General features: G+C 66.4%; 20 protein-coding genes and 1 tRNA gene. 17 read left to right on the top strand and 4 right to left on the bottom strand.

What is annotated here, in order from left to right:
• Nucleotides 1–131: 131 nt before the first annotated feature.
• The 7 genes from rpsM to O7R11_RS07985 all read left to right on the top strand — a co-directional run bounded on the left by rpsM (nucleotide 132) and on the right by O7R11_RS07985 (nucleotide 6,707).
• A complete protein-coding gene (gene rpsM / locus O7R11_RS08015) occupies nucleotides 132–500 on the top strand; it encodes a 30S ribosomal protein S13 (RefSeq protein WP_337996985.1) in 369 nt (122 codons plus the stop codon).
• 14 nt (nucleotides 501–514) lie between these two features.
• Complete coding sequence (gene rpsK / locus O7R11_RS08010) at nucleotides 515–907, top strand: 30S ribosomal protein S11 (RefSeq protein WP_337996984.1); 393 nt, start codon at nucleotides 515–517, stop codon at nucleotides 905–907.
• Between the two features lie 105 nt (nucleotides 908–1,012).
• Nucleotides 1,013–2,029, top strand: coding sequence for a DNA-directed RNA polymerase subunit alpha (locus O7R11_RS08005; protein WP_337996983.1), 1,017 nt, complete (start codon nucleotides 1,013–1,015; stop codon nucleotides 2,027–2,029).
• 132 nt (nucleotides 2,030–2,161) lie between these two features.
• The gene (gene rplQ / locus O7R11_RS08000) at nucleotides 2,162–2,590 is read left to right on the top strand and encodes a 50S ribosomal protein L17 (protein WP_337996982.1); all 429 of its coding nucleotides are present in this window, start codon (nucleotides 2,162–2,164) and stop codon (nucleotides 2,588–2,590) included.
• 79 nt (nucleotides 2,591–2,669) lie between these two features.
• On the top strand, nucleotides 2,670–4,097 hold the full coding sequence (locus tag O7R11_RS07995) for a DegQ family serine endoprotease (RefSeq protein WP_337996981.1): 1,428 nt from the start codon (nucleotides 2,670–2,672) through the stop codon (nucleotides 4,095–4,097).
• A 250-nt stretch (nucleotides 4,098–4,347) separates the two neighbouring features.
• Nucleotides 4,348–5,694, top strand: coding sequence for a replication-associated recombination protein A (locus tag O7R11_RS07990; protein ID WP_337996980.1), 1,347 nt, complete (start codon nucleotides 4,348–4,350; stop codon nucleotides 5,692–5,694).
• The gene (locus tag O7R11_RS07985) at nucleotides 5,691–6,707 is read left to right on the top strand and encodes an RluA family pseudouridine synthase (protein WP_337996979.1); all 1,017 of its coding nucleotides are present in this window, start codon (nucleotides 5,691–5,693) and stop codon (nucleotides 6,705–6,707) included. Before O7R11_RS07990 ends, O7R11_RS07985 begins: the two co-directional genes overlap by 4 nt.
• 89 nt (nucleotides 6,708–6,796) lie before the next feature.
• Here O7R11_RS07985 and O7R11_RS07980 read toward each other — a convergent pair whose 3' ends face one another.
• Nucleotides 6,797–8,296 (bottom strand): SLC13 family permease, encoded by a 1,500-nt coding sequence (locus O7R11_RS07980; protein WP_337996978.1) that lies wholly within the window; start codon nucleotides 8,294–8,296, stop codon nucleotides 6,797–6,799.
• A gap of 182 nt (nucleotides 8,297–8,478) precedes the next feature.
• On the opposite strand from O7R11_RS07980, the gene O7R11_RS07975 reads away from it, so the two are divergent.
• From O7R11_RS07975 to O7R11_RS07965, 3 genes are all read left to right on the top strand, one after another.
• On the top strand, nucleotides 8,479–9,144 hold the full coding sequence (locus tag O7R11_RS07975; RefSeq protein ID WP_337996977.1) for an HAD-IA family hydrolase: 666 nt from the start codon (nucleotides 8,479–8,481) through the stop codon (nucleotides 9,142–9,144).
• 86 nt (nucleotides 9,145–9,230) lie between these two features.
• A complete protein-coding gene (locus O7R11_RS07970; RefSeq protein WP_337996976.1) occupies nucleotides 9,231–11,351 on the top strand; it encodes an AsmA family protein in 2,121 nt (706 codons plus the stop codon).
• Between the two features lie 7 nt (nucleotides 11,352–11,358).
• A complete protein-coding gene (locus O7R11_RS07965; protein ID WP_337996975.1) occupies nucleotides 11,359–12,102 on the top strand; it encodes an ATP12 family chaperone protein in 744 nt (247 codons plus the stop codon).
• A gap of 180 nt (nucleotides 12,103–12,282) precedes the next feature.
• Here the strand turns inward: O7R11_RS07965 and O7R11_RS07960 are convergent, their stop codons facing one another.
• Nucleotides 12,283–13,857, bottom strand: a complete 1,575-nt coding sequence (locus tag O7R11_RS07960; RefSeq protein WP_337996974.1) for an HVO_A0114 family putative DNA-binding protein — start codon at nucleotides 13,855–13,857, stop codon at nucleotides 12,283–12,285.
• The gene (locus tag O7R11_RS07955) at nucleotides 13,850–14,227 is read right to left on the bottom strand and encodes a toxin-antitoxin system TumE family protein (RefSeq protein WP_337996973.1); all 378 of its coding nucleotides are present in this window, start codon (nucleotides 14,225–14,227) and stop codon (nucleotides 13,850–13,852) included. Before O7R11_RS07955 ends, O7R11_RS07960 begins: the two co-directional genes overlap by 8 nt.
• 423 nt (nucleotides 14,228–14,650) lie before the next feature.
• Here O7R11_RS07955 and O7R11_RS07950 point away from each other — a divergent pair, with 423 nt between their 5' ends.
• From O7R11_RS07950 to O7R11_RS07925, 6 genes are all read left to right on the top strand, one after another.
• Nucleotides 14,651–17,038, top strand: coding sequence for a glycyl radical protein (locus tag O7R11_RS07950; protein WP_337996972.1), 2,388 nt, complete (start codon nucleotides 14,651–14,653; stop codon nucleotides 17,036–17,038).
• A gap of 13 nt (nucleotides 17,039–17,051) precedes the next feature.
• Nucleotides 17,052–17,930 carry a glycyl-radical enzyme activating protein gene (locus O7R11_RS07945; protein WP_337996971.1) on the top strand — a complete coding sequence of 293 codons (879 nt, stop codon included), beginning with the start codon at nucleotides 17,052–17,054 and terminating at the stop codon, nucleotides 17,928–17,930.
• A gap of 257 nt (nucleotides 17,931–18,187) precedes the next feature.
• Nucleotides 18,188–19,672: a methyl-accepting chemotaxis protein gene (locus tag O7R11_RS07940; RefSeq protein ID WP_337996970.1), complete on the top strand. Its 1,485-nt coding sequence runs from the start codon at nucleotides 18,188–18,190 to the stop codon at nucleotides 19,670–19,672.
• A 142-nt stretch (nucleotides 19,673–19,814) separates the two neighbouring features.
• Entirely contained in the window at nucleotides 19,815–20,108 is a 294-nt protein-coding gene (locus tag O7R11_RS07935) for an acylphosphatase (protein ID WP_420792979.1), read from the top strand.
• A gap of 36 nt (nucleotides 20,109–20,144) precedes the next feature.
• A complete protein-coding gene (gene purU, locus O7R11_RS07930) occupies nucleotides 20,145–21,050 on the top strand; it encodes a formyltetrahydrofolate deformylase (RefSeq protein ID WP_337996968.1) in 906 nt (301 codons plus the stop codon).
• Nucleotides 21,051–21,127: 77 nt separating this feature from the next.
• Complete coding sequence (locus tag O7R11_RS07925) at nucleotides 21,128–21,268, top strand: hypothetical protein (protein ID WP_337996967.1); 141 nt, start codon at nucleotides 21,128–21,130, stop codon at nucleotides 21,266–21,268.
• A 184-nt stretch (nucleotides 21,269–21,452) separates the two neighbouring features.
• Here O7R11_RS07925 and lipB read toward each other — a convergent pair whose 3' ends face one another.
• Nucleotides 21,453–22,133: a lipoyl(octanoyl) transferase LipB gene (lipB, locus tag O7R11_RS07920; RefSeq protein WP_337996966.1), complete on the bottom strand. Its 681-nt coding sequence runs from the start codon at nucleotides 22,131–22,133 to the stop codon at nucleotides 21,453–21,455.
• A 126-nt stretch (nucleotides 22,134–22,259) separates the two neighbouring features.
• Here lipB and O7R11_RS07915 point away from each other — a divergent pair.
• Nucleotides 22,260–22,346: transfer RNA gene (locus O7R11_RS07915), tRNA-Leu, on the top strand.
• Nucleotides 22,347–22,421 lie beyond the last annotated feature (75 nt).

Genomic DNA, 22,421 nt, shown 5'->3' with positions numbered 1-22,421 from the left:
CCGTGGGAATTATTATCCGGTGCCCTCAAGGGAAGCCGTTGACTCGGGAAAAGTTCTTCGTATAATCCCGCGACTTCGGTTTTTCCGCGAAATCAGGCGGCACCAAAGGCAAGTGCTAGGGAGAAGCGGCATTGGCGCGTATTGCAGGCGTTAATATCCCGACCAACAAGCGCGTTTTGATCGCCTTGACCTACATCTACGGCATCGGTCCGAAGATGGCCAAGGAGATCTGCGGCAAGGTCGGCATCGGCGACGAACGGCGGATGAATCAGCTTTCCGACGAGGAAGTGCTGCGCATCCGCGAGGTCATCGACAGTGACTACACCGTCGAGGGCGACCTTCGTCGTGAAACGACGATGAATATCAAGCGGCTGATGGACCTCAAGTGCTACCGCGGGTTGCGTCATCGCCGCGGCCTCCCTGTTCGCGGACAGCGCACGCATACCAACGCGCGCACCCGCAAGGGCCCGGCTAAACCGATCGCTGGCAAGAAGAAATAAGGGGCTGATGGCACATGGCTAAGACAGCTGCCGCGCGTCCGCGTCGTCGCGAACGCAAGAATATCGTTTCCGGCGTCGCGCACGTCAACGCGTCGTTCAACAACACCATGGTGACCATCACCGATGCGCAGGGGAATGCGATCTCCTGGTCGTCGTCGGGCACCATGGGCTTCAAGGGTTCCCGCAAGTCCACGCCGTATGCGGCGCAGATGGCCGCCGAAGACGCCGGCAAGAAGGCCATGGACCACGGCATGAAGACCCTCGAGGTCGAGGTCAAGGGTCCGGGTTCCGGGCGTGAGTCGGCGCTGCGCGCGTTGCAGGCGGTGGGCTTCACCATCACCGCGATCCGCGATGTCACCCCGATTCCGCACAACGGTTGCCGTCCGCGCAAGCGTCGGCGCGTGTAATTCGGCTTATCCGGGATGAGGCGACGGCTTCCCAGGCGGGAATCCGTCGCTTCACCTGTTCGTCTTTGGGGATGAAATCTCCCCCTCTGTCTGATGAGGCACCCCGTGATTCAGAAGAATTGGCAGGAATTGATCAAACCGAACAAGCTGACCATCGAGCCGGGTGACGATCCGACGCGGGTTGCGAAGATCATCGCCGAGCCTTTGGAGCGCGGTTTCGGCATGACCGTGGGCAACGCGCTGCGCCGCGTTCTGCTCTCGTCGCTGCAGGGCGCCGCAGTGACCGCGATCCAGATCGAGAACGTGCTGCACGAATTCTCCTCGGTGCCGGGCGTGCGCGAGGACGTCACCGATATCATCCTCAACGTCAAGAACATCGCGCTGCGCATGCATGCCGAAGGCCCGAAGCGCATGGCGCTGAAGAAGGTGGGTCCGGGCGTGGTCACCGCCGGGATGATCGAGGCGGGCTCCGACATCGAGATTCTCAACCCCGACATCGTGCTCTGCACGCTGGACGAGGGCGCGGCGTTCAACTGCGAATTCACCGTCAACACCGGCAAGGGCTACGTGGCGGCGGCGATGAACCGCCCCGAGGATTGCCCGATCGGGCTGATCCCGGTGGACGCGATCTTCTCGCCGGTCTTGAAGGTCGCCTACGAGGTGGAGAACACCCGCGTCGGCCAGGTCACCGACTACGACAAGCTGATCATGAACATCGTCACCGACGGCACGGTGACCCCGGAAGACGCGGTGGCTCTGGCCGCGCGCATCGTCCAGGACCAGATGCAGCTGTTCGTCAATTTCGAGGAGCCGCAGAGCCAGCCGGAAGCCGAGAAGGCCGACGAGCTGCCGTTCAACAAGAACCTGCTGCGCAAGGTGGACGAGCTCGAGCTTTCGGTGCGCTCCGCCAATTGCCTGAAGAACGACAACATCATCTATATCGGCGACCTCGTCCAGAAGACCGAGACCGAGATGCTGCGGACCCCGAACTTCGGCCGCAAGTCCTTGAACGAGATCAAGGAAGTTCTGGCCTCCATGGGCCTGCACCTCGGCATGGACATTCCGAACTGGCCGCCGGAGAACATCGAGGAACTGGCGAAGAAGCTGGAAGAGCCGTACTGAGGCGCTGCCGGCCTTCGCGGGTGAGAATGGGCTCATGGGGAGCCCGGCGCGCCGTCCCCGGGGCATGCCCCGCGGCGGTGTCGCGAACGTCATCGGTCTCGTGCGCGAGCCGACAGCTTTGAGGAGGATGGAATGCGTCACCGCATGAGCGGCCGTAAACTCAACCGTACCAGCACGCACCGCAAGGCGATGTTCGCCAACATGGCGTCTGCGCTGTTGAAGCACGAGCAGATCAAGACCACGCTGCCGAAGGCGAAGGACCTGCGTCCCATCGTCGAGAAGCTGATCACGCTGGGCAAGCGCGGCGACCTGCACGCCCGCCGTCAGGCCTATGCGCAGTTGCGCGACGAGGCGGTCGTCGCCAAATTGTTTTCGGTCCTCAAGGACCGCTACGCGACCCGTCAGGGCGGCTACTCCCGCGTGCTGAAGGCCGGCTTCCGGTACGGCGACTGCGCGCCGATGGCGATCATCGAACTGGTCGATCGCGATCCGGCGGCGAAGGGCCTGGACTCCGGTCCGACCATGATGCCGGACGAGGAAGAGGCCGCGGCCGAGGCGTAAAGCCCGCCCCGACGAGATCATCGCGAAGGCGGCCCCCGGGCCGCCTTTGTCGTTTCACGGAAAGAAGGAGCCGGACGGGATGATGCGGACGATGCGCGCCTGGGGGATGGGGGTTCTGTTGCTGGCGGCGCTCGCCGCTCCGGCGCAGGCGGAGGACCGGGCGGTCCCGGCCAACCGGGCGGAGGTGCAGCTCTCCTTCGCGCCCCTGGTCAAGGCGGCGGCCCCCGCGGTGGTCAACATCTACACCCGCAAGGTGGTGACGGTGCGCCAGCGGGCGAACCCGCTGATGAACGACCCCTTCCTCCGCCAGTTCTTCGGCGACCAGTTCGGCTTCGGCCAGTCGGTGCCGCGCGAGCGGGTGGAGCGCGCGCTGGGCTCCGGCGTGATCATCCGTCCCGACGGGGTGATCGTCACCAACAACCACGTGGTGGACGGCGCGGACGAGATCACCGTGGTGCTCGCCGACCGCCGCGAGTTCCCCGCCGTGCTGGTCGGCCGCGACCCGCGCACCGACATCGCGGTGCTGAAGATCGACGCCAAGGGCCACGCCCTGCCGCACCTGGAATTCGGCGAGGAGGACGCGCTCGCCGTGGGCGACCTGGTGCTCGCCGTCGGCAACCCCTTCGGCCTCAACCAGACCGTCACCTCGGGCATCGTCTCGGCGCTGGCGCGCACCTCGGTGGGCATCGCCGACTACGGCTTCTTCATCCAGACCGACGCGGCGATCAACCCCGGCAACTCCGGCGGCGCGCTGATCGACATGAAGGGCCGCCTCGTCGGCATCAACTCGGCGATCTATTCCCGCGGCGAGGGCGCGGGCTCCATCGGCATCGGCTTCGCCATCCCCAGCCCGATGGTGCGCGCCGTGGCCGCCAGCATCCTGGCGCACGGCCACGCGGTGCGCTCGTGGTTCGGCGCCAACGGCGATACCGTCTCCGCCGACATGGCGGACAGCCTGGGCCTCGACCACCCCTTCGGGGCGATCATCGCCGATGTCTACCCCGGCAGCCCGGCGGCGCACGCGGGGCTGCGCTCCGGCGACATCGTGCTCGCGGTGGACGGGCGCGAGGTCGCGGACGTCGCCGCCCTGCGCTACCGCCTCGCCACCGTGCCGGTGGGCGACCAGGCGGCGCTCACCGTGCTGCGCCAGGGCCGCCGCATCGCACTCGCCGCCACCCTGATCGAACCGCCGGAGACGCCGCCGCGCGACGCCACCGCCATCGGCGGCCGCCTGCCGCTCTCCGGCGCGGAAATCGCCAACCTCAATCCCGCCCTGGCGGAAGAGGCGGGCCTGCCGCTGGGCACCGGCGGCGTGGTGGTGACCAAGGTGGCGCGCGGCTCGCTCGCGGCGCGCCTCGGCTTCCGCCCCGGCGACCGCATCGTCGCGATCAACCGTCACGGCGTGAAGGCCGTCGCCGCCACGCTCAAGGCGCTGCGCGCCGCCTCCGACGGCTGGCAGGTGGAAATCGACCGCAACGGCGAACGCCTCTCGGTGACGGTGCAGTAAAGCAAAAACTTTGCGGAGGGACTCGGTCCCTCCGCGCCTCCCATAACCGTTTTTTCGCCGCGTAGCGGCAGACAACGCCCCCGTGGCGGACGCACGGGCTTATGGCGCTTCGCGCAAAAAAGAAGAAGGAGCATCGTTGCCTGTAGCGATCGGCTCCTTGGTATATAAGTTATGGGATCAAAGGGCCCGCGGCCCTTTGCGGGGTCCAGGGGCAGCGCCCCCGGCCTGGTTCTAGGAAAGCCTTTGAGCCATGAGCGACGAGTTGTTCGACCGGGACGAGAAGAAGCCGAAGGCGGGGCGCGCTGCGCCGCATCCTTTGGCCGACCGTCTGCGTCCGGCGGAGGTGGAGGGGATTCTCGGCCAGGACCACGTGCTCGGGGCGGATGGGCCGCTGTCGCGCCAGTTGGCGCAGGGGCGGGTGCCGTCGCTGATTCTGTGGGGGCCGCCCGGCTGCGGCAAGACGACGCTGGCGCGCGCCCTGGCGGCGCGCACCGATCTGGCGTTCCGGCCGCTTTCGGCGGTGTTCTCCGGCGTCGCCGACCTGCGCAAGGTGTTCGAGGAGGCGAAGCAGCAGCGCAAGGCCACTGGCCGCGGCACGCTGCTGTTCGTCGATGAGATCCACCGTTTCAACAAGGCGCAGCAGGACGGTTTCCTCCCCTATGTGGAGGACGGCACCGTGGTGCTGGTCGGGGCGACCACCGAGAACCCGTCTTTCGAATTGAACGCGGCGTTGATGTCGCGTTGCCAGGTGATCGTGCTGAAGCGCCTGGACGATGCGGCGCTGGAGGCGCTGCTCGCCCGCGCCGAGGCGGACCTCGGCCGCGCGCTGCCGCTCGACGCCGCGGCGCGCGAGGCGCTGAAGGCGATGGCCGACGGCGACGGGCGGATGCTGCTGAACATGGTGGAGACGGTGACCGGCATGGCCGGGGAGGGGGAGGTGTTCGCACCCGCGGACCTCGCCCGCGTGGTGCAGCGCCGCGCCCCGGTGTTCGACAAGGCGGGGGAGGGGCACTACAACCTGATCTCCGCGCTGCACAAGTCGCTGCGCGGCTCCGACACCGATGCCGCGCTCTATTGGCTGGCGCGCATGCTGGACGGCGGCGAGGACCCGGCCTACATCCTGCGCCGCCTGACGCGCTTCGCCGTCGAGGACGTGGGCCTGGCCGATCCCGGGGCGCTCGCCCAGGCGATTTCGGCGTGGGAGACCTACGACCGCCTCGGCTCGCCGGAGGGCGACCTCGCGCTCACCTACCTCGTCATCTACCTCGGCACCGCGCCGAAGTCGGTGGGCGCGTACAAGGCGCACGGCGCGGCGAAGCGCGCGGCGAAGCGCACCGGCTCGCTGGCGCCGCCGATGCACATCCTCAACGCGCCGACCAAGATGATGCAGGAGCTCGGCTACAGCGCGGGCTACCAGTACGACCCCGACACCGCCGAGGGCTTCTCCGGGCAGAACTACTTCCCCGAGGGCATGGAGCGGGAGACCTTCTACCACCCGGTCGAGCGCGGCTTCGAGCGCGAGATATCCAAGCGTCTCGCCTACTGGAACCGGCTGCGCGCCGAGAAGAAATCCACCGACGAAAGCGGCACCCGATGACCCTCCAGGACACTTCCGGCGTGCGCACGCTCGCCGTCTCCGCCGACGACGACGGCATCCGCCTCGACCGCTGGTTCGCCCGCCACGTGCCGGAATGCGGCCGCATCCAGGTGGAGAAGCTCTGCCGCACCGGCCAGGTGCGGCTCGACGGCAAGCGCGTCAAGGCGGGCGACCGGGTTTCCGCCGGGCAGGCGGTGCGCATCCCGCCGCTCGCGCCCAGGCCGCAGCACGCCGCGCCCAAGCCGCCGCCGCCGCTGCCCGAGGCGCTGGTCGCCGAGCTGCGCGCCGCGGTGCTGCACAAGGACCCTCACGTGCTGGTGATCAACAAGCCCGCGGGCCTGGCGGTGCAGGGCGGCACCGACACCGCGATGCATGTGGACGCGCTGCTCGACGCCTTGAAGTTCGGCCTGGAGGAGCGTCCTCGCCTGGTGCACAGGCTGGACAAGGACACCTCCGGCGTGCTGGTGCTGGCGCGCACCCGCGCCGCGGCGCAGGCGCTCACCGCCGCCTTCCGCGAGCGCCGCACCCAGAAGCTCTATTGGGCGATCGTCGCGGGGGTGCCGCAGCCGCGCCAGGGGCGCATCTCCGCACCGCTCGCCAAGGTCAAGCACGGCCCGGTGGAGAAGATCGCGGTGGACGACGACGAGGGCAAGACCGCGGTCACCGACTTCCGCGTCGTCGATGCGGTGAAGAAGCGCGCCGCCTGGGTGGCGATGATGCCGCGCACCGGGCGGACGCACCAGTTGCGCGCCCACATGGCCCACATCGGCACGCCGATCCTCGGCGACGGCAAGTACGGCGGCCGCGCCGCCTTCTTCCCCGAGGCGGCGGACGGGGTGACGCGGATCAAGCAACTGCACCTGCACGCGCGCAGCATCGTGGTGGCGCATCCGGCGGGGGGCGTGCTGCGCGTCACCGCGCCGCTGTCGCCGCACATGGCGGCGACCTTTGCCGACCTCGGCTTCGAAGAGGTGCTGGGCCGCGACGAGCCGATGTTCGACCTCGACGCGTGAACTTCCGCGCAAAAGAAAACCGGCCGCTCGCGCGGCCGGTTTTTGCATGACCGGCGGCTCCTTGCGGAGCCGCCGGAAATCCGTTCGCTTTACAGCCTCACGCCGAAGGCGATCGGCATCATCACGTACATCGAGATGACGGAGATGACGATACCGATGAGGTTGTAGGTCATGCCCGATTTGAACATGTCGGGCACGCGGATCAGGCCGGAACCGAACACGATGGCGTTCGGCGGGGTGGCCACCGGCAGCGAGAAGGCCAGCGACGCGCCCAGAGCCACCGGGATCGCCATGATCAGCGGCGAAACGCCGAGACCCTGGGCGATGGAGATGGCGAGCGGCACGAAGGTCGCGGCCACCGCGGTGTTGGAGGTCATCTGGGTGAGCAGCATGGCGACCAGGGCGAGGATGGTGATCATCACGATGGAGCTCATGCCCGCCAGGGACTTCATCTGTTCGGCCACGTAGGTGGTCACGCCGGCCTTGGCCAGGGCGCCGCCGAGGGCGAACCCGCCGCCGAACAGCAGGATGGCGTCCCACGGAATGCCCTTGGTGAAGAGGGAGGTGTCGAGCACCATCCTGCCCTTCTTGAAGTCCACCGGAATGACGAAGCAGAGCAGCAGGGTGGTCATGCCGATGGTGGAGTCGGTGATGAACTTCTTGAGCGGCACGATCTTGCCGCCGACATCGACCGACGGCAGAAGGCCGACCAGCTGCGGACGCAGGATCCACGCCAGAGCGGTGCCGACGAACAGGATGGTGGTGATCGTCTCGCCGCGGCTCATCTTGCCGAGCTTCTCGAGTTCCTCATCGACGATCGCGCCGGCGTGGGAGAGGTCGAGCGCGGCGATCGGGAAGAACATCGGGAGCGTCCACCAGGAGATCGCCAGGAGGGCGATACCGGCGGGCGCGCCGACCATGATGAAGTTGGCGAACGGCACCGCGGTGCCGGTCATCTGGGCAACCTGCCCGGCCATCACCGCGTTGGGCGGGGTGCCGATCAGGGTGGCCATGCCGCCCATCGAGGCGGAGAACGCGATACCCAGCATCACGCAGATACCGAAGTTGGTCGCGGCCTTCTTCTCCACGTCGCTCTTGCCTTCGCCTTCCTGCACCATCTTCACGATGGCCATGCCGATCGGCATCATCAGGGCGGCGCAAGCGGTGTTGGACATCCACGCGGAGAGGAAGCCGGTGGCCACCATGAAGCCGAGGATCAGCATCTTCGGGTTGGTGCCGCAAATCTTCAGAACCAGCAGCGACACGCGACGATGCAGGTTCCAGGATTCCATGGCGTAGGCCAGCGCAAAACCGCCGACGAACAGCCAGATCAGATTGCCCGCGTAGTTGGGCGCCACCACCTTGGCCGGCACGACGCCGAGCCAGGGGAACAGCACCAGCGGGACGAGCGCGGTCACCGCGATCGGCACCGCCTCGAGCATCCACCACGTCGCCATCAGCAGGGTGACGCCGATCGCCTTCCAGGCGGTGACGGACAATCCTGTCGGCGGAGTGGTGAACAAGGTGTAGAGCAGGAACGCCACACCCAGAAACAAGCCAACGATTTCCTTCTTGCGGTCCCCGGTCATCGCCGAGTCCGCACTGCTAGCAGAATTACTCATTCTGGCCCCCAGAAAAGTAAATTTATAGGTCTTTGAAAGCCCCAAGGTCCTCGCCGTGCTAGAGTGGCGCAGCGGCGCGAATTGGACCTTTTCCCGGGCCAAGGGATAGTGCAATTCGCCACACATGTAAAGCTAATTGGGGCAAAATAGTGGCAACCAAGTTGGTGGTGTTCGACGTAGACGGAACCCTGGTGGACAGCGCCGCAACCATAGTGCGTTGTATGACCGAAGCTTTTATCGAGTGCGGGCGAGAGCCGCCGGAACCTGCGGCGATCCGCGGCATTATCGGGCTCTCCCTGCCCGAAGCGGTTGGCCACATTGTCGGCAAAATTTCGCCACAATTCGTCGAGGCAATCGTCGCCGCCTACAAGCGCCGCTACCAACTCGACCGCGAAACCCGGCCGATGCCGGACGGGCTTTTCCCCGGCGCGCTCGCCTGCCTGGACGCGCTCGAAGAGGCGGGCTGTCTGCTCGCCCTCGCCACCGGCAAGTCGCGGCGCGGCCTGCTTGCGTTGATGCAACGCCACGGTCTCTTGCACCGCTTCGCCGCGATCGGCACCGCCGACGACGGACCGGGCAAGCCCGATCCCTTCATGCTGCACAAGGTGATGGCGGAGGCGGGCGCGGAGCCCGCGGGCAGCGCCATGGTCGGCGACACCGTCTACGACATCGCAATGGCCCGCGCCGCCCGCGTCGCCGCCTTCGGAGTCGCCTGGGGCAACCACGACGGCGGCGCGATGCTCGCCGCGGGGGCCCGCGCGGTGGCGCCGGATTTCGCGGCGTTGACGGGCATGCTTTTCGAGACATTGCCGTGACGAGGGGGTGTCGGGATACCGGCGAATACCTAAATCCTTGATATGCGGGCGCCTGCGGCGTCATCACCAGAAGAAGGAACGGGAACATGACTATCCGGCGGGTCGTGCAGATCGTGGTGGGGGTCGTCGTGGTGGCGTTGGCTGCCGCCTACGGCATTCTGTCTTCCATCGACGTGGATTCCTATCGCGGCACCATCATCAAGGCGGCCGAGGACGCGACCGGCCGCAAGGTCGAGATTTCCGGCCCGCTCAAGCTCAAGGTCTCGTTCTCCCCGGCGGTGGTGGTGGAAGGCGTCAAGCTGTCCAACGCGCCGTGGGCGAAGGCGCCGCAGATGCTCACCATCGGCCGCGCCGAGGCGGAGATCGGCCTTCTCGCCGCGCTCACCGGCACGGTGCAGGTCAACCGCCTGGTGATCCGCGACACCACGGTGGACCTGGTGCGCCGCAAGGACGGCAGCGCCAACTGGGAGTTCTCGCCCGCCGCCCAGGGCCCGGCGATGACAGGCGGCCCGGCGATGACCGGCCCGGCCCCCGCGCAGAAGGCGGAGGAGAAGAAGGGCGGCGCGATGCCCGCCGTCGCGGTGCGCGAGGTTGACGTGAAGAACCTCACCCTCTCCTTCGACGACGCGGTGAGCGGCCAGACCATCGCGCTCGACGTCAAGTCGCTCTCCGCCGCCGCATCCAGCTTCTCCGACCCGGTGAAGCTCGCCCTCGACGTGGTCTACAACGGCCTGCCGGTCGGGGCGAAGGGCAGCCTCGGGCCGATCGAGAACCTCACCCAGAACAAGCCCGCCACCCTCGACCTCGGCGTCACCGTGCCGGGCGTCACCCTCTCCGCCAAGGGCCGGGTCGGCAAGCCGATGACCGGCGAGGACGCGGACGTCGCGCTCGTCTTCGACGGCAAGTCCTATGCCGAGATCGGCAAGGCGCTGGCGATCGACCTCGCCGCGGTGCCGCCGCTCGCGTTCACCGGCACGGTCAAGACCTCGGCCGCGGCCTACCGCCTGGAGAACGCAGTGCTCCAGCTCGGCGGCCAGGAGATCAAGCTTGCGGCGAACGCCGTGCTTTCCGGCGCGAAACCCAAGATCACCGCAACCCTCACCGCCGAATCCCTCGACCTGCAAAAGCTGCTCGACGGCCTGCCCAAAGCGCAGCCCGCGGCCCCGGCCAAGGGCGGCAAGGCGGCCCCGGCGGCCAGGAGCGACGGCAAGGTGTTCCCGGCCGATCCGCTGCCGCTCGACGGCCTGTTCGCCGCGGATGCCGACGCGCAAGTGAAGATCGCCTCCCTCGTCCTGCCCGGCGGCGTCAAGCTCGCCCCGGCGGCGCTCTCCGTCTCGCTCAAGGACGGCCTCTTCTCCGCCGCGCCGGACCTCGGCGTCGGCGGCGGCACGGTGGGCGGCAAGGTGGTGCTCGACGCGCGGCCCAAGGGCGGCCCCGCGGGCCTCGACATCGCGCTCTCCGGCAAGGACGTCACCCTCGGCCAGGTGGTCAAGGACATGGGCATGACCGGCATGATCTCGGGCGTGCCCACCACCCTGCAGATCAACCTCAAGGGCACCGGCAAGTCGGTGCGCGCCCTGATGGCGGGCCTCAACGGCGACATCGACGTCGAATCCGGCAAGGGCGAGATCGTCAACGCCGAACTGCGCAAGGCGATCGGCGATTGGGCGATGTCGGGCCTCACCCTGGTCGATTCCGGCTTCGCCACGCGGCAGAAGACGGTTCTCTCCTGCCTCGTCGTCAAGGTGCCGGTGAAGCAGGGCGTCGCCACCATCAACAAGAGCATCGCAGCGGAAACCGACGCCCTCAACGTGGTGATGGCGGGCTCCGTGGACCTGCGCAGCGAGGCGCTCGACATCGGCATCGACCCGATGCCGCAGGAGACCGCCAACGTCGGCATCACCCAGACCGCCGCCGGGCTGGTGCGGGTGCGGGGAACGCTCGGCAATCCCTCCACCGGCATCGACATGGTGGGCGCGGGCAAGGCGGCGCTGAAGGTCGGCGCGGCGGTGGCCACCGGCGGCCTGTCGCTCTTGGGCGATGCGCTGATCGGCGAGGCGACCAAGGACCCGCACCCCTGCCTCACAGCAAAAGGCTTGACCCCGGCCAAGAGTTCCGGCACCTCCTCGTCCACCAAGTCGTCGGGATCGTCCAGCAATCCCGTGGACGCCCTCGGCGGCGCGATGAAGGGGCTGTTCGGCAAGTAGGGGGGAGATGACCAAGGACCGCATCCGCGCCGCGGCGTTGCCGCAGGCGCCGAAACCCAAACGCGTCTACACCGCCGTGGGAGTCGCCGTGCATGACGGCGGCTTCGCGGTGGTGCTCGACGGGCGCACCGCGAAAACCCCGAAACGCCGCCCCCTGGTGCTGCCCACCCGGGCGCTCGCCGAGGCGGTGGCCGCGGAATGGGACGCGCAGCAAATCCACGTGGACGCCCGCGCCATGCCGCTGACGCAGATCGCCAACACCGCCATCGACGGCGTCGCCGAGGCGCGCGAGGCGGTGATCGACGCCCTGCACGGCCATGCCGCCGCCGACCTCCTGTGCTACCGCGCCGCCTATCCGCAAAACCTCGCCGCCGCCCAGGCGGAGGCCTGGCAGCCGCTGCTCGATTGGGCGGCGGCGGCGCTCGGCGCGCGCCTGCGCGTCACCGTGGGCATCGTCGCGGTGGACCAGCCGCAGGACTCGCTCGCCGCCATCCGCGACGCCTTCGCCGCCTACGACGCCTGGAGACTCGCCGCGGCGCAGGTGCTGGCCGGGGCCTTCGGCTCGGTCGTCCTGGCGCTCGCCGTGGTGGAAGGCCGCATCGCCGCCGACCGCGCCTTTGCCGCCTCGCGCCTCGACGAAACCCACCAGGCCGCAACCTGGGGCGAAGACGCCGAAGCCGCCCGCCGCGCCGCCGCCATCGCCCGCGAAGTGGAAGCCGCCGCCGCGTTTGCAGCGCTTGCGGTGGGGTGAAAAACCAAAGCTTTCGGAAGATAAAACTTTGCGAGGGGACATTTCCGCCTTGGGAACGCCGACGGGGCGTTCCCACTGCCTCCGGCAGTCGGCTCCAATCCCCTCGCGCACCCCATAACTTCCCGTTTTTGCGCGCAGCGCGGTAAAGCCATCACGTGGCCCGACCATAATCGGACGAGATCAGTGGGTACTGTTCTCATACTGATGTTGCACTACCACCGGCATGACGCCGAAATGCTCGGCAATCCGCGTAACCGGTTGATCCTCCTCTTCCACCATACGAACCACTGCGCCAATCGGGGCCATGAATTCGGCCGCAAAGGCACGCCCGACCGCTTGCCGGTCGGTGTAGAGGTCGGCAACGCACGCGGTCCGACTGCCGAAGGCGAGGAAATCGCCAATTCCACGTGCAAGAATGAATGCACTCGACTGCGGCCCTTCATCTTCGACGATGATCGTGGGCCTCCCATCGTCGAACCCCTGAAAGGCACGCAACGCTCCAGGCGCTTTTGGGCTCAAACCGATGCTATCGTCCGCACCGAACAGTTTCGACAACCCTTCGACACCTCCCACGGGCTGGTCTTCCGCGAGTTGCAGGGCTATACGCGCGCTGCGTGCCAGATCATAACCTTTTCGGTAGGAACGCATGGCTGGGTTGGCGTCACCGCCGCATCGAGCCCGCAAACCGGCCAAGATGGGCATCGCATTGCGTTGCTGAAACCGCTTGAACTGTTCCCTTGTCCAGAGCTGCCCCTCGGCCAAGGAATCGGCCAGTACCGCCGAGCCGAAATCGAGACGGGCATCCTCATCCGGGATAAGTTTCAAGAGGTCGCGAATCTCGATCGCACGGGCATCCTCAAGGTCATAGGCCGTCAACCCCAACGCACCCGCCGTACGGCAAAAGGCACGTTCGGCCGGTTGATCGCGTGAGTCCTCGATCCGTGCCAACAACGCGTGGAATGGACGCGCGCTACGCCCCTGAAGCCGATGGTGTGCGGCAAGCGGCCGCAAAAACTCCACGAGCAAAAGCTCTTCGAACGCATCTATCTGGGATGTTCTCGACGCAACTCCGAGGTCGAGCGCGGGCTTACCGTCGCCTCGCGCAGAGAGCTTGAGCCTGCTTCCGGTGACGGTCGCGAGCAACGCATAGTTCGGCCTGGATTGGTCCTCTAGCGTGAAGTCCCACAAACGGAATGGTGCATCGCGGCGATAGAGAATACGCCACCAGTTCTCAAGCACGCGCCGTCCGAGCGCGTCGAGGTCGGTCTTCGTCTGCGCGGCAACCCGCTCCTCGGATGACGACAGCCAAAGCCAGCACGTCAGCAAGCCATCGACAACGTCATTCTCTTGGTTTTCTGCGTAGCAATTTCCCTCTGTGGTATCAATTGAGAACAGTTCGGCGGTTCGTCCGGAATCTGCATCGCGATTTTTGCCGGGTTCAATCAAACCAAGTTCGCGCACCTTGTCGGTACCGACATCCGTAATCTTCGGAACGGACCGCCTGCCATCCGACACGACCTCAACCAAACCCGCCGACACAAGAGCATTCAACGCCCGGCTGACGTTCGGTTGCGCCCGGCCTGCGAGTTCGGCCAGAGCGCCGATACTCAATGGACGGTGGCGCGCGATCAACGCAAGCAGTTCGCGATGGCCTGGGATACCGAGCACGCGCACCCAATCCTCGCTCTTTCGAGGCGCCTGGAGGCGCGCCAGTAGTCGGTCGCGCATTGCGGAGGCGGGAATCGTCTTACTCATGATCGTCTTCCACTATGAATGCCGACGAAACATTCTGATCTGCACAGTAGTGCTCCACTTTATCGAAAAAATCCGAAATCAGCCGCGAGGCGGAGACGAAATCGTAGCGAAAGCGCTGCCCCATGTGGTCAACTCTGTGCTCATGATCCCAAGGGTCCTGCTCATCGGCGCCGTCAAAACCATGCGAATTGTCAAAACCGAGAATTCGTTCACCGCACTCATTCTGCAGGATAAGCGCGTAACTGAGGCCGTGCGGCTGTTGTTCGGTTACATCGGCCCAATCTGCCCGGATGACCACCTGCCAACCATTTTCCATCCGGCGAACACCGGCCATGTCGATCAGGTTTGACAGTTCTTCATGCCTGAACATATATCACTCTCTGATATGGATTGAAAGGCCCTGTCAATGGAGAGAATCCAGACTCTCCAGCCGGAGCGGAAAATCCATCGTTGATTTAAGGTTTGATCATAATCGATGCCGTGAAAAGGGGGATCCGGGTTTCAGCGATGAGGGCATTTTTGAATTCGACCCTGTGCTCGTTGATTATGGATGGCAGGAGCTGCTCCATCGCGTCCGTCTGTGATGTCTGCTAACCGCAACGCCATCTATAAACCAGACAGGCAGCTTCCAGTCCCTTCCCAGTCATGGGGTCGAGGGGGACTGAGTCCCCTTGCGGGTCCGGGCAGGGCCCGGCCCGGTTTTTGCCGGACCGCCGTTCGCCGTTGCGGTTGAGAATCCGGGCGGGGGGGTGGATAATGCGTGTTTAGAACGCATCGAATTGGGGCGGGATTCATGGACAGTGTGGTGAAGCGGGTGACGGACCGCATCGAGCGGCTGCGGTTGAACTATGTCAACACGAGGCCTTCGATCTGTTGCGAGCGTGCGAAGATCTATACGGACTCGCACAAGAGGACGGAGGGCAAGGCCGTCATTCTCCGCCGCGCCCAGGCGTTCCATGACTTCTGCGCCGAGTTCGAGGTGCGGATATTCTCCGACGAATTGATCGTCGGCACCGCGGGCAAGTTCCGCCGCACTGGGATTCTGACGCCGGAGTATTCCTGGAAGTGGGTGGACCGGGAGATGGATACCTTCCCCTCCCGTCCGCAGGACCCCTACCAGATCACCGAGGAGCAGTGCCGCTTCGTCCGCTCCGAGATTTTCCCCTATTGGCGGGGCAAGTCGCTGGAGGAGCACTTCCTGGCGTCTCTGCCCGAGGCGACGGCGCGGATCGCCGTGGACACCGGGATCATCGACAACGATTCGAAGTGGCGCCAGGCGGTGGGCGAGATCACGCCGGATTACGAGGGGCATCTGTTCCGCCTGGGCTATCGCGGCATTCTGCAGAAGGCCGAGGAAAAGCTCGCGGCGCTCGACTACCTCAATGCGGAGGCGATCGACAGGATCCACTACTACCAGGCCACGGTTCTGACCGCCAAGGGCATCATCCTGCTCGCCAACCGCTATGCGGACCTGGCGGAGGAGATGGCGGCGGCGGAGCCGGACGCCGCGCGCGCCGCCGAACTGCTGGAGATCGCCCAGGTGTGCCGGCGGGTGCCGGAGCATCCGCCGCAGAGCTTCCACGAGGCGATCCAGTTCGTCTGGTTCGTGCAGTTGGGCGGGATCGTCACGGAAAATCCGCTGGCGTTGAATCCCGGCCGCTTCGACCAGTACATGTATCCCTATTACGCCGCGGACATCGCCAACGGCACCCTGAGCCGGGAGCAGGCGAAGGAGCTGATCCACGCGCTGTGGCTCAAGTTCTCGGAGTGGGTGTGGACGATCTCCGAAAACACCACCGGATACTTCGCCGGGTACAACCAGTTCCAGAACCTCACCGTCGGCGGCAGGAAGCGCGACGGCAGCGACGCCACCAACGAGCTGACCTACCTCTGCCTGGAGGCGACCGACGAGGTGCGCACCCATCAGCCGGGGCTGAGCGTCCGCATCCATTCGGACTGTCCGCACGAATTCCTCTATGCGGTCACCGACCTGGTCAGCAAGGGCACCGGCTTCCCGGCGATTCACAACGACCAGGCGGGCACGCAGATGCTGCTGCAGGCAGGCTACGAGCCCGAGGACGCGCGGGACTGGAACAACTGCGGCTGCGTGGTGCCGCACTTCCGCAAGACCGGGCAGTGGACCTCCGCGGTCAACGTCAACTTCGCCGCGGCGATGGAATACGCCCTGAACGGGGGCAAGAGCCGCCTGACCGGGGAAAAGCTGGGCCTCCCCGCCAAGCCGGTGAAGGACTACGCGAGCTATCGGGAGGTCGAGGACGCCGTCTTCGCGCAGGTCGGCAACCTCGTCCATCATTCGGTGATTTCCACCGTCGTCGCGCAGCAGCTGCATGCCGAGATGGTGCCGCGGCCCTTCCTCTCCACCTGCATCGAGAACTGCGTGGAGACCGGGGTCGATCTCTCCCGCGGCGGCGCGAAATACAACGTCGGCCCGGTGCTCACCGGCATCGGCCTCGCCGTGGTGGCGAATTCGCTGGCGGTGATCAAGAAGCTGGTGTTCGAGGACAAGGCCGCCACCCTGGCGGAGCTGGACGCGGCGATGAACGCGGACTGGGAGGGTTATGAAAGCCTGCGCGCCAAGGCCCTGGCGGTGGTCAAATACGGCAACGACGACGACTACGTGGATGCCATCGCCCGCGACCTCGCCAACACCTACTACCGCACCACCCGGTCGTATAAGGACAACTTCGGGTCGCCGTTCAACTCCGCGTTCATGGGCATCTCCAACTACATCCCGACGGGGCGGATCGTCGGCGCGACGCCGTGCGGCCGCAAGGCGCGGAAGCCGATCACCGAAGGCGTGTCGCCCTACGCGGGCAGCGACGTGACCAGCCCGCTCGCCGCGATGCGCTCCAGCGCCAAGATGAACCACGACGTCCACACCGGCGGCACCCTGTTGAACCTGCGCCTGGGCGAGGACCTGGTCGCCACGCCGAAGGGCAAGCGCGATCTCGGCAACGTCATCCGCGCCTATTTCTCCCTCGGCGCGTTCCACGTGCAGTTCAACACGCTCTCGACGGAGACCCTGCGCAAGGCGCAGCAGCACCCGGAAGACTACAAGGACCTGCTGGTCCGGGTCGCGGGCTACAGCACCCAGTTCGTCAACCTGTCGCCGGAAATGCAGGAAGCGATCATCGCGCGTTCGGCACATGGAACCTTCTGAAGGCGCAAAAGGGGTGATCCTGCAAATGCAGGATTACTCCATCCACGACGGCGACGGCGTCCGCACCACGATCTTCCTGGCCGGGTGCGGCTTGCGCTGCCGGTGGTGCGCCAACCCGGAAAGCTGGACGCAGCAGCGGAAACTGGCCTTCCACGCGCACAAGTGCGCCGCCTGCCATCGCTGCGCGCAGGCCTGCCGCGAGGGCCTCGACCCGGCGGCAAAGGATTTCGACCCGGCCCGCTGCACGTTTTGCGGCGATTGCGTCGCGGCCTGTCCGGAACAGGCGCTGCAACTCGCCTGCCTGGAAAGCGGGGTCGAGGCCGTCGCCGCCAAGCTGCGGCGGGACGAGATCTTCTTCCGCCACTCCGGCGGCGGCGTCACTTTTTCCGGCGGCGAGCCGTTCGTGCAGCCCGCGTTCCTGGGGCAGGTCATCGACGCCTGCGAAAGGCTCGGCGTGTCGGTCTGGGTGGAGACGTGCGGCTTCTTCGCGTGGGATGCGTGCAAGGACCTGATGCCGAAAATCGACCATGTGTTCTTCGACATCAAGCACATGGATGCGGAGACGCACCGCCGCTTCACCGGGCAGGGCAATGCGGCGATCCTGGAGAACGCCTGCCGCATCCATGACCTGAAGATTCCGATGACGGTGCGCATCCCGCTGATCGTCGAGGTCAACCTCGACGAAGACAATCTGCGCGCCACCGCGGCGTTCATGCGCGCCCGCCTCGAAGGCAGTACCATCGAGCTGCTGCCCTACCATGAGCTGGGGAAAGCCAAATACCTGTCCTTCCGCATGGCGGAGGACTTTCATTCCTTCTCGACGCCCTCGGCCGAACAGATGGAATGGGCCTACGGCATTTTCGCCGAATACCGGATCGCGCGGCATCGGTAGCCGACGGCCTTCCGCGGCGAGCGCCGCGCCCGGATTCGCGTTTTGCTAAGCCTTCCGCCAAGGGGTGCGTATATTCGCTGCGTGTTGCGCGTGCGCCAAGGCGCGAATGAAAATCAAAAGCAACATGAAATCAAGGCGAAGGCGTGGGGCTTGCGCGGCCGCCGCGTTGCGGCGACTCTTGGCATGCCGGTTGCTCCTCCCGCTGCGTCATAACAGCAACGGGGCACAGCCCCTACGGGAAGGAATACATCATGGGCATGAGGCTCTTTTCTTTCGGGTCGGGGCAGCCGGACGCCGAGGCGGTTCTGGCCGCGATCAGCCGCAGCCAGGCGGTCATCCAGTTCGACGTGAACGGCACGATCCTGGACGCCAACGCCAACTTCCTGGCGGCCATGGGCTACGCCCTGGACGAGATCAAGGGCAAGCACCACAGCATGTTCGTCGAGCCCGGCTATGCCAAGAGCGCGGAATACGCCGCGTTCTGGGAGGATCTGCGCCACGGCAAGGCGCAGGTGGCGCAGTTCAAGCGCCTCGGCAAGGGCGGGCGGGAAGTCTGGATCGAGGCCTCCTACAACCCCATCCTCGACGGCAAGGGCAAGCCGGTGCGCGTGGTCAAGTACGCCACCGACGTCTCGGCGGAGAAAAGCCGGTTCGCCGACCTCGCCGGACAGGTGCAGGCGATCGGCAAGAGCCAGGCGGTGATCAGCTTCGCCCTCGACGGCACCGTCCTGGACGCCAACGAGAATTTCCTCGCGGCGATGGGCTACGCCCTGGACGAGATCAAGGGCAAGCATCACAGCATGTTCGTCGAGTCCGGCTATGCCAAGAGCCCCGAGTACGTGCGGTTCTGGGAGAAGCTGCGCGCCGGGGAATACCAGAGCGCGCAGTACAAGCGCATCGGCAAGGGCGGCCGGGAAGTCTGGATCGAGGCGTCCTACAACCCCATCCTCGACCTCAACGGCAGGCCGGTGAAGGTGGTCAAGTACGCCACCGACATCACCAAGCAGGTCGAGCTGCTCTCCAACCTCAAGGTCCTCATCGACCAGAACTTCACCGAGGTGGAAAGCGCCATCGACCGCACCCGCAGCCAGGCGGAGAACGCGGCGCACGATGCGGAGGCCACCTCCAGCAACGTCGAAACCGTCGCTTCGGCCTCGGAGGAACTGGCCGCCTCCATCGCCGAAATCTCGCGCAGCATGTCGCAGTCGCGCATGGCCGCGGACGACATGGTGGACAAGCTCTCCACCGCCGATGTCGCGTCGCAGCGCCTGACCCAGGCCGCCGGGGCGATGACCAGCATCGTCGAGATGATCCAGAGCATCGCCGGGAAGATCAACCTGCTGGCCCTCAACGCGACGATCGAAAGCGCGCGTGCGGGCGACGCGGGCAAGGGCTTCGCGGTGGTCGCCAACGAGGTGAAGAACCTCGCCAACCAGGCGGCGCGGGCGACCGAGCAGATCACCAGAGAAATCGGCGGCGTGCAGAACGCCTCCACCGAGGTGGTGCGGGTGATCGAGGATATTCGCAACGGCATCGCCGCGATGCGCGACTACGTCGCCGCCACCGCGGCGGCGGTGGAGGAACAGAGCGCGGTCACCCGCGACATGTCCTGCAACATGCAGGAAGCCTCCACTTCGGTGACGCGCATCAACAGCGGCATCGCCGAAATCTCCGCCGCCTCCTCCCAGGCCGGGCACGCCATCGCCCAGACCAAGGAAGCGGCGGGCGTGCTGCAACGCTGATTCTGCGCACGGTTTCGGCGCGGCGGGCAGGGGCGGCAGGAATGCCGCCCCTTCGTCCGTCCGGAAAAATCTTGGATGCGGGGGCGATTTGGGGCAAACTGCGCCCGCGCCGGAGGTCGTGACTCGACTAGGGATGCGGACGATGGACGAAGGCGATCGGTTGCGCGCACGCGTGGTGATCGAGGGCAAGGTGCAGGGGGTCTGGTTCCGCGCCTGGACGCAGGAGCAGGCGGCCGCGCGCGGTTTGTCCGGCTGGGTGCGCAATCGCCGCGACGGCGCCGTCGAGGCGGTGTTCGACGGCCCTGCCGCCGTCGTCGAGGCGATGATCCGCACCTGCTGGGACGGCCCGCCCGCCGCCCGCGTGCAGGCGGTCAGGGTCGAGCCGATGCCCGCCGACGAGCCGCTGGAAGGCTTCACCATTTTGCCGAGCGCGTAGCCCGCGCTCCGGCCTTGCAAGGATGTTTCCGTAAAAGTGTCCGCAGCTTCTTTACCCGTTTCCGCAGGAGCGGCGCCCGCCGCGCCCGCCTTCGACCGCTTCGTGATGACGGTGCGCTGCGCCGACGGCATCGGCGTGATCGCCACGGTCACCCAGGCGCTCGCCGACTGCACCGTCAACGTCACCGAGTCCGCCACCTATTCCGACCCCTCCACCGGGCGCTTCTTCATGCGCTCGGAGTTCGAGGTCGCCGCCGACCCGCACGCCCTGCGCGCCGTGCACGCGGCGCTGGAGTTCTGCCGGGTGCGCCGCGACATGACCATCGACGTGTTCCCCGCCAGCCGGCGCAGCCGCGTGCTCCTGATGGTCTCCAAGGCCGACCACTGTCTCAACGACCTGCTCTACCGCCACCGCACCGGCGAACTCGCCGTGGATATCCCCGCCGTGGTCTCCAACCACCCGGACCTGCGCGATCTGGTGGAGTGGCACGGCATCCGCTTCGTCCACCTGCCGGTGAACAGGGATACCCGCGCCGAACAGGAAACCGCGCTGCTCGACCTGGTGCAGGCGGAAAAGGTCGATGTGGTGGTGCTCGCCCGCTATATGCAGGTGCTCTCCGCCGCCGCCTGCGCCGCGCTGCCGGGGCGGATCATCAACATCCACCACTCCTTCCTGCCCGGTTTCAAGGGCGCGCGCCCCTACCATCAGGCGCACGCCCGCGGCGTCAAGCTGGTGGGCGCCACTGCGCATTACGTCACCGACGCCCTCGACGAAGGCCCGATCATCGAGCAGGAGGTCGAGCGCGTGGACCACACCTATACGCCGGAAAAGCTCACCGCCATCGGCCGCGAGATCGAAAGCCGCGTCCTCGCCCACGCCCTGCGCTTCCACGTCGAGCACCGCGTCTTCCTCAACGACGGGCGCACCGTCGTGCTCAAGTGATTGCGCCGCGCCGCGGCGAGAACCATATGTGTCTTCAGCGGTCCTTCCGGGACCGCGGCAGAAAAAGGCACAGCCAAATGTCGTTCAAGGATTTCAGTTCCAGCCATCGCGGCATGAACCATGCCCAGCCGTCGAACGTAAAATCGGCCCCGGCGGCCAAACAGGCAGCCCCCGCCAAATCCGGCGAACCGGCAAAGACGCAGGCTCCGGCCAAATAGAGGCTCCGGCCTCCGACCGAACGAACGGGGGAAGGCACGAGCCTTCCCCTTTTTGCTGGGGGGTGCAACAAGGCTGAGGGCGCTGCCCCCTGTCCCCCGTTGGGGCCTGGAGGCCCCAACCCCCCGATAGTTTTTCGTTCTTGCGCGTAGCGCGATAGAGCCATCGCGCGGTGTGACGGTCGATTTACCCCTTCGCCAGCGGCCCGAACACCTCGGCGAAGGTTTCCGCGAGCGCGGCGTCGAGGTCGGCCATGGCGGCTTTCATGCCGAGGTCGGCAAGGCTGGTGACGCCGTGGTCGGCGATGCCGCAGGGGACGATGCCGGAGAAGTGGGAGAGGTCGGGGCAGACGTTGACCGACATGCCGTGAAAGCTGACCCAGCGGCGCACCCGCACGCCGATGGCGGCGATCTTGTCTTCGCGGCCGCCGCCGCGGTCCACCCACAGGCCGACGCGGTCGGCGCGCGGTTCGGCTGCGACGCCCATGCGGGCGAGGGCGGCGACGCCCCAGGTTTCCAGCGCGTGGACGAAAGCGCGCACGTCGGCGCCGAAGCGTTTGATGTCGAGCATGACGTAGATCACCCGCTGGCCCGGCCCGTGGTAGGTGTATTGCCCGCCGCGGCCGCTGGCATAGACGGGGAAGCGGTCGGGCATCAACAGGTCCTTGGGATCGGCGCTGGTTCCGGCGGTGTAGAGCGGCGGATGTTCGAGCAGCCAGACCGCCTGGGTTTCCGCGCCTGCGCGGATCGCCGCGACGCGGTCTTCCATGAACGCCACGGCTTCGGGGTAGGGCACCGGCGCGGCGGAGGCGAGCCAGGTGACGGGAAGGCCGGTGGCGGGTTGCGGCGAAATCGGCGAAGGGGACATTGCACGCTTCCGAAAAGTGGTGAAAAGGGCCAACATGGCCTCTGGACATCGGGAAAGGGATTTGGTATGTCACCTTTCCTTCGTTGGCAACCCCCCGCCGCGAGGCGGTTGCGGGGTCCACGGGATGCGGTCGTGGCGGAATTGGTAGACGCGCAGCGTTGAGGTCGCTGTCCGGTAACACGGGTGGAAGTTCGAGTCTTCTCGACCGCACCAAGGATCATCTGAAAAACCCGCCGATAATTATCCTCGGCGGGTTTTTTCTTTTCGCGGGGCGCGACGGAATTTCCC

The sequence above is a fragment of the Oleispirillum naphthae genome, from assembly GCA_027864655.1.
In the GTDB taxonomy this organism is placed as follows: domain Bacteria; phylum Pseudomonadota; class Alphaproteobacteria; order Rhodospirillales; family Rhodospirillaceae; genus Oleispirillum; species Oleispirillum naphthae.
The sequence above is the reverse complement of the archived record's forward strand: the minus strand, read 5'-3'. Positions and strand labels throughout refer to the sequence as shown.

Coding starts and splice junctions, on each gene's coding strand:
- rpsK (WP_337996984.1), top strand. CDS start 515: ATGGCTAAGACAGCTGCCGCGCGTCCGCGTCGTCGCGAACGCAAGAAT.
- rplQ (WP_337996982.1), top strand. CDS start 2,162: ATGCGTCACCGCATGAGCGGCCGTAAACTCAACCGTACCAGCACGCAC.
- O7R11_RS07995 (WP_337996981.1), top strand. CDS start 2,670: ATGATGCGGACGATGCGCGCCTGGGGGATGGGGGTTCTGTTGCTGGCG.
- O7R11_RS07990 (WP_337996980.1), top strand. CDS start 4,348: ATGAGCGACGAGTTGTTCGACCGGGACGAGAAGAAGCCGAAGGCGGGG.
- O7R11_RS07985 (WP_337996979.1), top strand. CDS start 5,691: ATGACCCTCCAGGACACTTCCGGCGTGCGCACGCTCGCCGTCTCCGCC.
- O7R11_RS07980 (WP_337996978.1), bottom strand. CDS start 8,296: ATGACCGGGGACCGCAAGAAGGAAATCGTTGGCTTGTTTCTGGGTGTG.
- O7R11_RS07970 (WP_337996976.1), top strand. CDS start 9,231: ATGACTATCCGGCGGGTCGTGCAGATCGTGGTGGGGGTCGTCGTGGTG.
- O7R11_RS07965 (WP_337996975.1), top strand. CDS start 11,359: ATGACCAAGGACCGCATCCGCGCCGCGGCGTTGCCGCAGGCGCCGAAA.
- O7R11_RS07960 (WP_337996974.1), bottom strand. CDS start 13,857: ATGAGTAAGACGATTCCCGCCTCCGCAATGCGCGACCGACTACTGGCG.
- O7R11_RS07955 (WP_337996973.1), bottom strand. CDS start 14,227: ATGTTCAGGCATGAAGAACTGTCAAACCTGATCGACATGGCCGGTGTT.
- O7R11_RS07950 (WP_337996972.1), top strand. CDS start 14,651: ATGGACAGTGTGGTGAAGCGGGTGACGGACCGCATCGAGCGGCTGCGG.
- O7R11_RS07940 (WP_337996970.1), top strand. CDS start 18,188: ATGAGGCTCTTTTCTTTCGGGTCGGGGCAGCCGGACGCCGAGGCGGTT.
- O7R11_RS07935 (WP_420792979.1), top strand. CDS start 19,815: ATGGACGAAGGCGATCGGTTGCGCGCACGCGTGGTGATCGAGGGCAAG.
- O7R11_RS07925 (WP_337996967.1), top strand. CDS start 21,128: ATGTCGTTCAAGGATTTCAGTTCCAGCCATCGCGGCATGAACCATGCC.
- lipB (WP_337996966.1), bottom strand. CDS start 22,133: ATGTCCCCTTCGCCGATTTCGCCGCAACCCGCCACCGGCCTTCCCGTC.